The sequence below is a fragment of the Mycetohabitans endofungorum genome, from assembly GCF_037477895.1.
Lineage (GTDB): Bacteria > Pseudomonadota > Gammaproteobacteria > Burkholderiales > Burkholderiaceae > Mycetohabitans.
In genome coordinates, this window is record NZ_CP132745.1 from 452449 (window position 1) to 466656 (window position 14208).

Here is a 14208-nt window from a genome sequence, read left to right on the forward strand (position 1 = left end):
AGTTCTGCGGCACCGCGTCACCCCTGCGGCGCTGCGTCACAGTATGGCGACAGCGTATGCTCTATACTTCTTCGCGGGATAGGTTAGAGACCTCTGAACGATGGTCCATATACGTGATCGCATAATCATGCACAACGGCGACCTTTGCGGTGAATCCGCATAACATCCTTTCGACCAGTGTGCCATCCGCGTTTAACGTTGCTCCGCTACCAATGGATTGATAACCGGCTTCATCCATGCAGGATACAGCATGCGCGGCATACCCAATGTTGATGCCGTGTCACGGTAGCAAAGCGCCCGCTCGGTGCGATTCATCGCGCGCCATGCGACAGGCCCGTACGTGGGCCTGATTTACGGCATCGGCGCTCAAGGGCTCCCGAATAACCTCACCTTTGCGGCGCCCGCTGCTGCGTCGCACCGGCATCCCACGCCCCTGTCCCGAATGCTCTCACCTTCGGGATGTCGGGCCGCCTATCTGCATCACGCTCGCCTGGTAGGGTTCGTTCGGATCTCAAATGGCCCGCGCCAATTCTTCGACTTGCAGAACGTCGGCCATCACGTGGTCAGCGACTACGTTGTACCCTCGGCGAGCGCTCGCCGAGCCGCCGCGACCGACCAGCGGGTTGGAACAGCATTGTTGACAGCGCGGCATTGGAAAGCATGCTGCCCGGCCACTGCCCTGGCTGGGCGATGCTGCGTGGCATCCTCGTCGCGGAAGGCGTAAAAACCGAGGCGCGACTGCGCGGCGCGCCTTGGTCACCGCCGTGGCCGATGCGCGCAGTCAGCACTCACTTCAGCAACTTGTCCAGCCATCCGACGTAGCGATCGGCGAAACCTTGCAAGAACTGCTTCGTTCTGGCGTTCGCAATGTCGCCATCGGCATTGAACGTATCGTCCTTGACGTGCAGGAAGACCTCGGGTTGACCGAGCGTGGGCACATCTAGGTACGCCAGTACGTTGCGCAGCTGCTGCTGGGCGATCGCCGTACCGATCGTGCCAATTGAAGCGCCTGCCACCGCAGCCGGCTTGCCAGCAAACGAGCTCTTGCCATACGGACGGGAGGCCCAGTCGATCGCGTTTTTCAACACGCCGGGCAGGCCGCGGTTGTACTCGGGGGTGAAGAACCACAACGCCTGCGCCGCCTCGATGTCAAGCTTTAGCCGGCTGACCGGCTCCGGCATCTGCACTTCCAGATCCTCACTAAACAATGGCAACGTGGCAATATCGATGAACCGGCACTCGAGCCGGTCGCCCGCCAGCCGCGCGAGCGCATGCGCGAGCTTCTTGTTCCACGAATCCACGCGGATACTTCCGACTATTACCGCAACTTTGTAGGCCATCACGCCCTCCTTCGAACGGGTGGATAGAACAATGCACGCCCATACTGACCATCGCGCGCGACTTCTCCTCACTATAGCGGCGCTGAATAAAAGTATCGAGCAGCGCGTCCGATACATTCGGACAATACATGAGGCAGGATCGGCCAACATTGCCCAAGCTCACACGCGCTGCGCGCGTCAGCATGCTGCATCGGCGCAATCACCCGTTACACCTTCAGGCGTTTGCATACAACCGTGATGTACGCGCCGTCCTGAGCCGTTGTTCTACGGAAAGGCGCCGTCTTTACGCCGGTGCCCCGACTAATTCACAGGAGAATTCGCATGGAATATGCCATCCCGACGATTCAGCGCCTGCGCGCGCTCGTGCTCACCGCAGCCGTACCCGCCGCGCTTGCCGCGTGCGTGGTGGAGCCCGCACGCCCGCCGCAACCGGCCCCCGTCGTGGAGATGGTACCGGGCGGTCCCATGCCGGGATACCATTGGACTAAGGGCCACTATCGTGTGGGACTACGATCACTGGAAATGGGTGCGCGGACACTGGGCGCCCAATGATTAATCTTCTTGCTTTTCGCGTGTTAGTGGCTACGATCATTCAATTAGGGCTGGCAGCCCGCCCAGCCCTGGATGATGCGCCGTGGCGCGGCCGTGCGCACCGCCCCCGTCCGCGCCACGCGGGGAGCCTATCATGGAGATCATTTTCGTCAATACACCGCCGGAATTCCGCGACTGGAATCTGACCGTGGGGTTCACCGCGAAGGTCGATGACCGACAAGTCGATTGCTCGATCTCGGCAGAAGCGCTCAAGGACCATTTCGGCGCGGAGTCAACCGATCCGGGCGACCTGTTGGCGGCGTTCGACCGGCACCGCGCGGCGATCGAGCATGCCGCATGTAACGTGCTTCAAGGTTCGGGTTTCAACGAGATCTTGTTGCGTAGCGGCTACCTGCGCTTCCAGCAATGCCGCGAAGCGGCACGCGCGACACAGTGTGGCTGACGCCGCGCCTCTATCACGTTGGTTACGCCGGATCACCGGTCACGGTCGAGGTCAAACGGTGTCTGTGCGCAACCGCGAAGGAGCACACGATGCGCTTGACAATCCTAGTTAACGGTAGCGACCCGCAGACTCGCGACGACCTCGCGGTGTTGTGGCCCGATATTGACGAACGCGTCTGGTCACGGGAATCGCACAGTGGCATCGATCTGCCGTCATGGGGACGGCTGCGCGATGAGGACGACACGATGCTGCTGTGCGGCCCCGAGGAAAACGCCCCACTGTGCACGCTGCACGGCTTGCGCTTCGGGCGTGGCGTGCGCGCCGCGATCGAGCATGGCGCCGCCGCCTGGGTCAGCCTCCGCAGCGGTGAGCCCGTGGACGGCCGCTGGCACCTGCAGACGGTCAACTGCGAAGCCGAACCGGCCGAGCCCAGCGAATTGCGCCACTAACGGCGTTGCGTCAGCGACGCACCAACGACACGGAAACTGCGGCAGCACGGCGCGCCCGCCGTCGCAGCCGTTGCTGCACCCGCCAACGACGGCGCAATGGCTCACCGATGGTCCGATGTGCACGCCAGGACTCCGCGAGCTGCCATGACGCAAGCGCCAGGCCGCTGAACACGACCTCGCGCATGCGCTTGGTCACCGCCAGCGACATCGCGGTCGCCGCATCGATCCCCAGCATCTGCGCCAGCACGAGCACCGCCGCCTCTTGCACCCCAAGACCGGCCGGCACGATGAACGCGGCGTGGCGTACCGCCTGGGTCAGCGCCTCGATAGCCAGCGCCGCGCCGATCGATACGGGATGACCCAGCAGCGCCAATGCCCAATACGTTTCCAGTGCGCCGATCACGTAGCCGGCCAATTGCCATGCGAACGCTGACGCCAACGTCGCCGCACGCGTAAGCACCGCGTCGATGCGGCAATCCAATGCGGCGCCATCGACGCCGGCCAGCAACCGGTGACCAGCCCCAAACAATCGTTTCGCGAAACGGTCGAGCTTATCGAACAAGCCGCCGCGTCGCAACAACACCACGCACACGATCGGTATCGGCAACGACAATACGAGGCCGACGACAATCGGGGTCAGCGAACCGTGGTGCGAAGCCTGCAAAAAGATCAGCACGATGCCCAGCACCGAGAACACGTACTGGACCGCGATCGTGGTCAGCACCTCGACAACCACCGACACGGCCACCAGGCTCGCATCGTTGACGCGCCACGCGGCCAGCCGGATACCGACCAGTTCACCGCCGATGCCCGCGGACGGCAGCATCCGAGACACGGCTTCGCGCACGGTCGCTGCCCAGGTCAGGAACAGCAGCGACGCACGTCGCTCTAGCAGGATTCGCCATGCTTGCGCATCGAATGCAAGCGGCACGATGTGAAATGGCACCAGCCATAACAACGCAAAGCCCGCCTGCGACAGCGGCTGGCTCACGTCATGCACGCCCTCATGCCACAGCAACGCGACGAAGATCGCGATGCCCAGAGGCCAACTCAGTGCGCGCAGCAACTTCATGCGAGTGCCTCGCGATTCGTGCCGGCCCGGGCTGGCAGCACATCGCGGAAACCGCCGCACCGCACGTTCGCCGCTGCCAGCGCCGCGGCAACACACGGCGACAGCAGCGCGTCGAGTTCATCCGCATGGCGGTAATCGCGCATCGACGGCGTGATGGCCTCCTCGCCCGGCACGGCCGGATGCAGATAGATCTCGCCGACCCCGGGCGGCAGATGCGCGATAGCCGCGAGCAGCGCGGCCTCGTCCATCTGACCACTGCGGGCAATGCCCACTACGTAATCGTTGTACGCGATCCCGGCACGCCGCAGCCGCGACTGGACCAGCGCGATCCACGGCCGCAGCAGCAGCGGCGCGTCAGCCTCTCGCGGCAGCCGCATCGCGTGCATGCCGTAATCGCGGCCGATTTTGACAATCAGCGACAAGACGGTCGGGTGCAGGTGGAAATGCTTGTGCGTATTGACGTGGTCCAGCGTCAAGCCAGTCGCCGCGAACGCGTCGAACTGCGCGCGGATCTCGCGGGCCAGTTGCCGGCGCACATGCGGCAGGAAAAAGAACCGGGCCCCATCGCGCGCCATCGTATTGCCAAACCGGCCGTGGGCGTCGACCAGGGACGCGATGCGCTCACGCGGCAGCATCGCATTGCCGTCGGCCAGCACCAGATGCAAGCCGACACGCAGCGACGGCATCCGACGCGCACGCTCGAGCGCATCGCGCGCGGCTGGCGCGGCCACCATTAGGCTTGCCGCATTCAAGATGCCATCGCGATGCGCGCGCTCGACCGCCTCGTTCACGCGCGGATGCAGCCCGAAGTCGTCGGCGGTAACGATCAATGCGCGGGCCGGCGACTGTGTCACGCCTCGCGTGCTCGTAGGAAACGGAAGAACTCGACCCCCTCGCGCAGCCGGCGCTTCATCATTTCCCAGCTCGTTAGCATCTCCCGCACGATCTCCCATATTTTTGACGGCCGGAAATAGAACCGCTTATAGAACTCCTCGAGGCCGTGATAGATGTCCTCGCGCGACAGATGCGGGTAACCGATCGCCGCCAACTGCACGCCCTCGTGGCTGACCAGGTTGATAACCTTGTTTTCCTCCAGCCAACCGTTCTCGACGGCCTGCTTGTACAGTGTCGTTCCGGGGTACGGCGCAGCCAGCGACACCTGGATCGTATGCGGGTTGATCTCCTTCGCATACGCAATGGTTTTTTGAATCGTCTCGCGCGTTTCCCCGGGCAGACCGAGGATGAACGTGCCGTGAATCTTGATGCCCAGCTTGCGGCAGTCCTCACTGAAACGGCGTGCGATATCGGTGCGCAATCCCTTCTTGATGTTCAGCAAGATCTGATCGTCGCCAGACTCGTAGCCGACCAGCAACAGCCGCAGACCGTTCTCCTTCATAATCTTCAGCGTCGAATACGGCACGTTCGCCTTGGCATTGCACGACCACGTGACACCGAGCTTGCCGAGCCCGCGCGCGATTGCCTCCACGCGCGGCTTGAAGTCGGTGAACGTGTCGTCGTCGAACATGATCTCCTTGACTTCAGGCATGTTGTCGCGAATCCACTTCACTTCCTCCAGCACATTCTCGACCGAGCGTACCCGATAGCGATGCCCACCGACCGTTTGTGGCCACAGGCAGAACGTGCAGCGCGAGCGGCAGCCACGGCCGGTATAGATCGACACGTACGGATGCTTCAGGTAGCCGATGAAATAGTTGTCGATCTTCAGGTCGCGCTTGTAGATAGGCGCCACGAACGGCAACTCGTCCATGTTCTCGATCATCGGTCGCGGTGGATTGTGCTCGATCGAGCCATCGGCCAGCCGGTACGACAGGCCGGTGACGTCCTTCAACGGCCGGCCTTCGGCGACTTCCTTGCACGTATAGTCGAACTCCTCGCGGCCGACCCAGTCGATCGCCGCACTCGCGCTGAGCGAGCCATGCGGATCGACCGCCACTTTCGCGCCAACCATGCCAATCATCACCGACGGCTTGCGCTCCTTGAGCTTCTGCGCAAACAACGCGTCGGTTGGGAACGACGGCGTGCTCGTGTGGATAACGACCAGGTCATAGCCTTGCGCGATATCAAGCGTCGCCTCGACCGATAGGCCGTCAGCCGGCGCATCGAGCACGCGGCTGCCCGGCACCATCGCAGCGGGCTGCGCGAGCCACGTCGGGTACCAGAACGAGCGTATTTCGCGCTTGGCCTGATAGCGTGATCCGGCGCCGCCGTCAAAACCGTCAAACGACGGAGCCTGCAAGAAAAGCGTCTTCATTTAGTCAAATGCTCCGCAATGTGCGATGAACGCCGCACCCGTTCCCCAAAACCATGGCCTTGATCCGTCGGGCCGCGCGCCACTACAGCGACTCACGTTTGCGCGACGGTAATGGCGTGCCGACCAGCGGCACGCGCGAGCCGCGCCAGTATACGTGCGAGCCGACCGCAGCGCTCAACCATTGGCCCAACAACAACATGTCGCGCAACGGCACCAGCGGCACATCGCGCAGGAAGGCGCGCACGGTGCGCGCGCCGTGGTCCCGAACCACCTCGCCGGTGATGTAGATGCCACGCCAGTGCAGCACTAGCCGCGCGAGCAAACCGATGCCGGCCAGCACCGCGGCAACGCCGCTCAACAGCGTCTGGGACGCGGGCCGGGCCAGCGCGAGTGCGGCAGCCACGGTCAACCACGGCGATGTGAACGTGACGAACAGGAAACCGAAACCGAGCGGATTGATCGAGCGGATCGTGCGCAACCAACGCGTTTCACGCCGCCACAGCGCACTGAAATGCGACTCCGCGACGTCGGTGGACACGGTGATGTCGGACAACACCGTCGCGAGCCCAATTTCGCGTGCGTGCTCGGCCAACCAATAATCGTCCGCAAGGCAGTTCTTCAACCGCTGGAAACCGCCAATTGTATCAAGGGTCTGCCGCCGCAGCGCCAGCGTCGAGCCGAAACCGAAGCGGGTCGATCCGCCAGCATGCGCGACCCGCACCGATGGCGCGAACCAGTCGTTGACAAACATCGCGCCGAGCCGCGTCCACCACGGACCGACGCCGTGTGCCCGGTACAGGCACGTGACCACGCCCACAGCCGGATCGGCCAGCGGCGCGCACACCGAGGCCAGATAATGCGGCTCCACCGCGATATCGCTGTCGGCAAGGACAATCGTATCGTAGCGGGCGTGTGCAGCCAGGTTGATCAAATTGCTGACCTTCAGATTGCTGCCATGCACGTGCGGATCGACACACAGTCGGATGTCGCATGCCGGATAAGCCGCTTGCAGCCGTTCGACGACCGCGATTGCCGGATCGTTCGAGGAGTGAACGCCACAAAGCAATTCGAAGCACGGATGATCCTGCTCGCAGAACGTCGCGAGATTCTCGAACAGCCGCGGCTCTAGCCCACATAGCGGCTTGAGCACGCTGACCGACGCAAGCGGCGCGCCTAGCGCATTCAACCGTGCCTGATGCGAGGGTCGACGCCCGCGCAGCGACGCCGCTGCGGCGATCACGGCGTACAACACCGCCATGGCGGCGACGGTCACGATTAACCAGGACGCGAGATTTGCGATGACTGCCATCACACAGTATGACGCATGCCACCTTAGCGACATGCGTCGTTTTCATTCATTCTTGCCAGCCCAAGCCGGGCCGGGACAACGTTAAAGTAATCAACCAAAGCAACATGAAAGGCTATTTTCTGCTACATCAAGTGTACGCAGTATTCTGATGGCGTGCGCGTTCACCCATACTACCGACCGGATGCCGCGTTTTCCAGCCTTTGCCGCAGCCCCCGTTGCACCCCACGCAAGTCCGTTGGCGCGCCAGGCTCAAAAGCGAGTCCAGGATGATAACGACTCGATGTGATGGCAGCAACCGCGTCTTGACGAAAATCACAAGCTCGCACACAACCACACAAAGACCCTTCGTCATCTTGGTGGGCCCTTCGTCCTTTTGTGGGCCTGCACCGGCGCCGGGTGTTGGCACCTGCGACGGGTCGACGCTTAATTTACCAAGCGCGAGACATTGAATCTGCGCATCAAATCCGAGGAGCGAAGCTTGATTGACCGGGCTGCGAGGGTTCGAGGCGTCGTTCAACTACGATGTTCCATCGAGCAGCCCAAGCGCCGCTACATCGCACTGTGCGAGCAACTGCGCATCCTCGCGATCAAATCCAACTGCAGCGCTTCAATACGGACGAGATCCGCGTTGGTGTGCTGGCTTTTATAGACACCGCAAAACAGCCCCTGCGCAACGATTGAAGGCAAACCAAAGTCTGTGAGCATGAGCTTGCAACTGAGCAAGCATCGCGGGGCACCCTTTGAGAATTGAAATGATTGCATTTGCGCCGGACAAATATTTCATTGAACACATCCAATCCTGCTCACACCTGGTCGGCATACTGCTCGGTGATGGCCGTCTCAAACTCGGCGTCAAGCGGGCCAATCAGCGGCAAAAGTCAAGTCCAGTTCCTTGATTAGAAGCGAGGCGAGACAAGCCGAGCCAATGCGCGGCTAACCAAATCAATGTCTTTGCACCGGGTGCCGGAGATCATTAGAGGAGGAATTTGAAGTAACCATACCTGCAGGAATTTGGCTGGCCGCCGGGGGCAAAGCGCCCTGGCTCTAGCCGTCCTGCCCGATCGCAGCATGGGAGGACGTTGCCCATCGCATGACGCCGCCGCAGAGCAAGGCGACTTTTCCGGCTGATTCAGCATTATATCGGCGCTCGACACGCTGCTTAATTTTTCTTAAATCTAAATTTAAGCCAATTTTTTACCCAATTATATCCACCTTCAGTCAACACAAATCAGCAAATTATTAATGATATTAAGCCTGAATAACATAAATAATTTTTCACCATGTGACATTGAGGTCTTTTCCATTACAATTTTGTCGGTTTGAATAAGCAAAAATTTCTTGGGATTCTTGCAATTCAAACCTATAGTGATTTGGCATCGTTACGAAAAACCGCGCGTAGTAGCGAATCTACGATCGTGCGCAGTGGTCCGGACAGAAAAAAGTAAGTCATTGGCAACAGCGATGGCTTGTCTCATGAAAGCAATATTTGGAGCGAACACAATGGCAAAGTACCTTATCTTAAACTGGATCACATTGTTTTCATGCAATGTGCCTATTTTTCCCTGCTCATTTTTTCCCTGCTCATTCTGCTTTGAACCCGCCTCACTAGGTATAAGAAATTCTTAGCGCACCAACGTGGCAGCTTTAAAAAATGGTCTTTTCTTCAGCAACTAATATTCAGGCATGGTATGCCTTATACAATATCGAATACAAACAAACCAATATAGCAATAAGACAATATTATCGCAACGCCAAACGACTGCCCTTCGCTTATTTTCACCAAGGAAGGCTGACACAAATGATTCATGCAAATGAAAGTGCAATAAAGTTTTGATAGATAGACTATTGATGGAGGCTTCCAAATGAGTTACCTTGATTTTCCGCGCATTAATTTTTCAGGGAAGTTTCAAGCCAATGTGTCAACTGTGAATAACGACGTGCGCTACTATGACAATGCAACCTTTAAAAAAAGGTATCAAAGCACTAGTGATGAAGACGTCAAATTAACCCCTACCAACTGGAACCCAGAAGGAACGGGTATTTTTAGACTTTTGGACTGCAAAATCAACAGCGCTTGTTTGTGGGATGAAGAGAACCGCAAACCCAAGCCTATTACTATTAATGATCAAGACCCAGATCCGATTATCGGAATGTCGCTAAACGATGCCAATCAGCAACCGCCAGCCAAGCTAGTAGACTTGGACCCTCAACATCAGCTTTCTTCAGAGATATGGGGGCTGCAAGTAAGGTTAACCGATAGTACTAATCAGACCATTTTTACTGGCGATATGATACCAGTAGCTTTTACGAATATTTGGAAAAGATGGAAAGAACAAAAGGGAAGTACGGCGTTTTCCGCTGACTATCAGTCAGTTATTGAAGTTAAAGAATGGCTTAAATTTAGTTGTAACTCTAAGGTCTTAGATCAATTATCTATTAACGAACCAGACAAACTTTCCATTCATTTTAGTCTTTATGGATACAATGAATTAAGCTCAGCATCTGTTCAGGACCCTAGTCGTGTTATTGGTTCTATTATTGGAACGATTGGCCCCTATTGCGAAAATGAGCCGAAGCACTTTGTAATGGGACGGCAGATGATAGCGGCCCCAGATCAAAAAACAGGCGACCCATTGAGTCCAGCTGGCGGAATATTTGGATACCAATGCAAAGTAGATAAAGAAAAAAATATACTTACCGCCGATTTTAGCCACTGCTTACCAATAAAAAAATCCGGAGGTGATTTCGAGATTGATGTGAGCTATGATTCTTTAGAAATTGCCACCAAATCCAACGAAATAATAATAGGAGAAATTAAATCTGAGGAATTTAAAAAACCGGATTGGTATGAAAAAACTGGTGGAATAATAGATTTTTTAATAGATTCGAAGTCAGTCAAAAAAATAGAAGTCGAACCGCTTGTGTTACAAGGGCGTACTGGTGATGCAGCCCCACTGGAATTGGTTAACGAATCTTTAGCAGGCTTATATGTTCGTGCCGAGCGAAGCATTTTCCGCATCAATCCAGGAGATACAGAAACTGTAGATTTTTATGCGTCACGGTATGGAGCCCCCCTTTCCGACGCCGCTATTTCTATCTTCACGCTATCCGGTGCAGCTAATCCGATGGGGGGGACAGGCGGCGCTGATTATCCATTAGACCCGCCAGTCCCTATTCCCAAAATTGGTGTTCCTGAAGGTGTCCTTAGCTACTCAAGCCCCACTGCAATTCTTGGAGATCGACGTATAGGAGAGTTTCAATTCAAAACTAATACACAAGGATATGCTCAATTGCATATCCTTGCTTCAGAAAAAGGGCCGGGGAGTCCGCGTGGCTATGTTGACGGACAACTTTATGGTATTGGCTATAAGTTGCGAGACGAGCCACCAGGGTACATCCGCAATTTTTTAGAGTTTATTGGTGTACTAGCTTTTGATTTTGAAGAAGTCAAAGCAAACCCTAATTGGTTTTCTGATATCCAACCCATCCTTCAACAATACAGCAATCTTTATCCTATTATGAGTCGTTACGTCGTTGACCTAGGCGATTATGACGCCGTAGTAAATAAAAGGGAGATTCTTAAACTTGTTTTCTCCCTCCCGGAAAAAGATCCGAACTATATGCCTATCCAGCGAGATCTATCGAGAAATAAGCGAAAAAACATTTTAAATTGGCTGAATTCTCCCATAAAGGGGGATCCGGCTGACTTTCCTAAAAATAACCAAGTTGTCTGGCAACAAACACCCCTTAATCCAGAAAAACTAATACCAGAAAAACCTAAGCAGAAAGGCCCAAAGCCATCCGGCACACCACAGCCTGACAGTAAAGCTGCTTTTGTAGCGCAATACCAGACCCGGCTGTTAAACGTAAAGCAAGGAGAAGAATCATGATAGAGACTTTTGCAAACTTTGGGACGCCGCTTACACTAAAACAAACGTTCATAGATGAAATTATTGAAGCCCAGAATGTTACTGATTTATATGGGCCACTACAAAATGCGATCGCGTTGGAGCATAGCACTATCCCACCTTATTTGACCGCGATGTTTTCGCTCAAGCCGGGCGTTAATGACATGATTATTGAGTTTATTCGCGGCATTGTCGTTCAAGAGATGCTGCATATGACCATTGCGGCCAACATTCTGATCGCGATTGGCGGCGAACCTGAAATTAATACGCCCAATTTTATTCCCAAATATCCCGGGCCTTTGCCTATGGGGATCGGGGGAGAAGATTTTAAGGTGGGGATAGAAGCTTTTTCGATGGATTTGGTTAAGAAAATTTTTATGCGAATTGAGCTTCCTGAAAACCCTATAGCTTTATATAGCGCCAATCCGCCATCCACCATTGGTGCATTTTATAAAGAACTTAAAAATAAGATTAAGGAGCTGCAACCTTCATTTTCCAATTTCGCCAGGCAGGTTACTTCTAAAACAACGAAAAAGCAGTGGTTTACAGAAGATAAGTTATTTGAGATAAATGACATGTCTTCTTGCGAAAGGGCAATCGATATTATTGTTGTGGAGGGCGAGGGAACCTCAACCGATCCTATGCAAGCCCACAATCTTCCAGCCCACTATTATAGGTTTAAGGCAATTACCCAAGGGCGCAGGCTTATTAAGTGCTCTAACGGTCAGTACGGATATTTTGGAGAAGCAATTCCATTTAATGTAGAAGGTGTTTATCCTATGAAGCCCAACCCCAAAATAGACGATTTTAATGATAAACCGGCAATTCAGTCTCGTATTAAACAGTTTGCCAGCTATTACAGCAACTTGCTAGATACACTACATCAAGCTTTCAACGGAGATCCCACACTAATGGACAAAGCAATGGGTTTTATGTACGACCTCAGAGTTGCTGCGGTGGGACTAATGCAAATTCCTTTGGGAGATGGAAAAAATGCTGGTCTTAGCTTTGAGTACATTCCGCTCAAAGAGCGTTAAAGGTTTAAATGCAGCTGATATTTCATAAAACTGGGGTGATTGCATGCTCGGCAAGCGGGCTAAAAGCTTAAATGGCTTGAAACGGCAGTCAATATTTCAAGTTTATAGTGGCAAACGTAATTTTTCACTGCAGCCCGCTGAGTTGAGAAAAAACTGCTTCGGCTTTTAGCGTTTTGTCCCTTGTCAAAGAGGAATCGCTATGCAATGTCTGTCGGAATCCATGAAAGAAGACGGGCCGATCGACGAGAATTCGTCTGCCCATGCCGTCGATACCGATAGCGTGATGCAACGTTTCAATGTACCGTTCGAATATCCCGTGTATTTCACCCGTGGTGTATTTAGTGACCCACACAATTTGACGTTGCAACGGGCAATCCGCCGGCTGGAACCGCACCGACGCCACCGCTTCGTTGCCGTGATCGATGCCGACTTTGCCAAGGCTAATCCCGCTATCGTTCAGGCTTTACAGGCATATGCGTTACGTCATGCAGATACGCTTGAATTGGTTGATGCACCGCGTGTGGTGGCTGGCGGGGAGCAACTCAAACACGATCCCGGCGCGGTCTTTGCATTACAACAATGGTTGCACGATCGGCATATCGATCGTCATGCTTGTGTGGTGGCGGTCGGTGGTGGCGCGATGCTAGACGCGGTTGGATACGCGGCGGCCACGACGCATCGCGGCGTGCGGCTGATCCGGTTGCCCACGACAGTTTTAGCTCAGAATGACGCGGGTATCGGCGTTAAAACGGCTATTAACGCTTTTGGGGTAAAAAACTTCTTGGGCACCTTTACCCCACCGTTTGCGGTAATCAATGACTTTGACTTTATCGCGACGCTGCCTGCACGGCATTGCATCGCGGGCATGGCCGAAGCGGTTAAAGTCGCTGCGATCCGTGATCGGGCCTTCTTCGATTGGCTGACGGCTCATGCCAGTGCGCTTGCGAATTTCGAGCCGAACGCGATGCAATGGATGATTCGCCGTTGCGCCGAGCTACACTTGCAGCATATCAGCCAAGGCGGTGACCCATTTGAATCAGGCAGTGCACGCCCGCTTGATTTCGGGCACTGGGCAGCGCACAAATTGGAGACCCTAAGCGCCCATACGCTCATGCATGGTGAAGCCGTCGCGATTGGCCTCGCACTAGATACCCGTTATGCAGTGGCCATAGGTTTGTTGGAAAAGCCTGTATTGGCTGCAATGTACACGTTGCTGAGCCATCTGGGGTTCCGTTTGTGGCACGACGCGCTCGATGCACGCGATCAATCTGGTCGGCGACAGGTGCTGGAAGGGCTCACCGAGTTCCGTGAACATTTGGGCGGCGAGTTGACCGTCACATTAATTAAACAAATCGGGCAAAGCGTGGAAGTTCACACCATTGACGAATGCGAAGTCAATGTGGCCATCAACTGGTTACAAGAGCAAGATAGACATCGCTTGCACATTGCAAAAAAGGAATTTTATCATGAAACGGTATAAAATTAAAATTTACATCACAAAATTACGCAGTTTATGGCCTCAATGGGCTTTAGCATTGATGCTGGTCTTAGCATGCATGGCCTCAGCGTTGGGTTCAGGTCTATCTTATCAAAGGACCGTACCGAAAGAGGATGTTTGCGAATACCGGGAAGATAATGACATTTACGAACGGCATATTTATCCCACAAACAGGGTACATAACGAAAAATGTTATGCTTCCTATGCGCTATGTGACTAGAGTCATCAAAATGAGCGGCCTCAACCCGATCCGGGATTCCCTGAGCATTGGACTAGCGCTCGCACTATGTATCAGGTCTTCAACAACCACGAAAAATTTCCGCCATGGT

Annotated in this window: 11 protein-coding genes and 2 pseudogenes; 8 read left to right on the top strand and 5 right to left on the bottom strand. The window is 55.1% G+C overall.

All coding sequences use genetic code 11. The annotated features are described in order from the left end of the window. Positions 1–788: 788 nt before the first annotated feature. Positions 789–1343, bottom strand: coding sequence for an NAD(P)H-dependent oxidoreductase (locus tag RA167_RS14185; protein WP_139337200.1), 555 nt, complete (start codon positions 1341–1343; stop codon positions 789–791). A 318-nt stretch (positions 1344–1661) separates the two neighbouring features. Here RA167_RS14185 and RA167_RS14190 point away from each other — a divergent pair. From RA167_RS14190 to RA167_RS14200, 3 genes and pseudogenes are all read left to right on the top strand, one after another. Then, positions 1662–1896 (top strand): annotated as a pseudogene (locus tag RA167_RS14190) (hypothetical protein). A gap of 129 nt (positions 1897–2025) precedes the next feature. After that, positions 2026–2334, top strand: coding sequence for a DUF1488 domain-containing protein (locus tag RA167_RS14195; protein ID WP_076788238.1), 309 nt, complete (start codon positions 2026–2028; stop codon positions 2332–2334). 89 nt (positions 2335–2423) lie between these two features. Then, on the top strand, positions 2424–2783 hold the full coding sequence (locus RA167_RS14200) for a DUF3564 family protein (protein ID WP_076788663.1): 360 nt from the start codon (positions 2424–2426) through the stop codon (positions 2781–2783). Between the two features lie 10 nt (positions 2784–2793). Here the strand turns inward: RA167_RS14200 and RA167_RS14205 are convergent, their stop codons facing one another. The 4 genes from RA167_RS14205 to hpnI all read right to left on the bottom strand — a co-directional run bounded on the left by RA167_RS14205 (position 2794) and on the right by hpnI (position 7436). Then, the gene (locus RA167_RS14205) at positions 2794–3855 is read right to left on the bottom strand and encodes a lysylphosphatidylglycerol synthase domain-containing protein (protein WP_076788239.1); all 1062 of its coding nucleotides are present in this window, start codon (positions 3853–3855) and stop codon (positions 2794–2796) included. Beyond that, positions 3852–4709, bottom strand: a complete 858-nt coding sequence (gene hpnK, locus RA167_RS14210; protein ID WP_076788241.1) for a hopanoid biosynthesis-associated protein HpnK — start codon at positions 4707–4709, stop codon at positions 3852–3854. Before hpnK ends, RA167_RS14205 begins: the two co-directional genes overlap by 4 nt. Next, positions 4706–6127 carry a hopanoid biosynthesis associated radical SAM protein HpnJ gene (gene hpnJ, locus RA167_RS14215; protein WP_076788242.1) on the bottom strand — a complete coding sequence of 474 codons (1422 nt, stop codon included), beginning with the start codon at positions 6125–6127 and terminating at the stop codon, positions 4706–4708. The genes hpnK and hpnJ overlap by 4 nt, the downstream gene beginning before the upstream one ends. An 82-nt stretch (positions 6128–6209) precedes the next feature. Then, on the bottom strand, positions 6210–7436 hold the full coding sequence (hpnI, locus tag RA167_RS14220; RefSeq protein ID WP_076788244.1) for a bacteriohopanetetrol glucosamine biosynthesis glycosyltransferase HpnI: 1227 nt from the start codon (positions 7434–7436) through the stop codon (positions 6210–6212). 445 nt (positions 7437–7881) lie between these two features. Here hpnI and RA167_RS14225 point away from each other — a divergent pair. From RA167_RS14225 to RA167_RS14245, 5 genes and pseudogenes are all read left to right on the top strand, one after another. Beyond that, a pseudogene (locus RA167_RS14225) lies at positions 7882–7944 on the top strand (CopG family transcriptional regulator); the annotation flags it as partial. A gap of 244 nt (positions 7945–8188) precedes the next feature. Continuing rightward, positions 8189–8332: a hypothetical protein gene (locus RA167_RS14230; protein WP_175972484.1), complete on the top strand. Its 144-nt coding sequence runs from the start codon at positions 8189–8191 to the stop codon at positions 8330–8332. A gap of 966 nt (positions 8333–9298) precedes the next feature. After that, a complete protein-coding gene (locus RA167_RS14235; protein WP_139337201.1) occupies positions 9299–11326 on the top strand; it encodes a hypothetical protein in 2028 nt (675 codons plus the stop codon). Then, positions 11323–12381, top strand: a complete 1059-nt coding sequence (locus tag RA167_RS14240; protein ID WP_076788248.1) for a ferritin-like domain-containing protein — start codon at positions 11323–11325, stop codon at positions 12379–12381. Before RA167_RS14235 ends, RA167_RS14240 begins: the two co-directional genes overlap by 4 nt. A 199-nt stretch (positions 12382–12580) precedes the next feature. After that, a complete protein-coding gene (locus RA167_RS14245) occupies positions 12581–13861 on the top strand; it encodes a 3-dehydroquinate synthase (protein WP_237574400.1) in 1281 nt (426 codons plus the stop codon). Positions 13862–14208 lie beyond the last annotated feature (347 nt).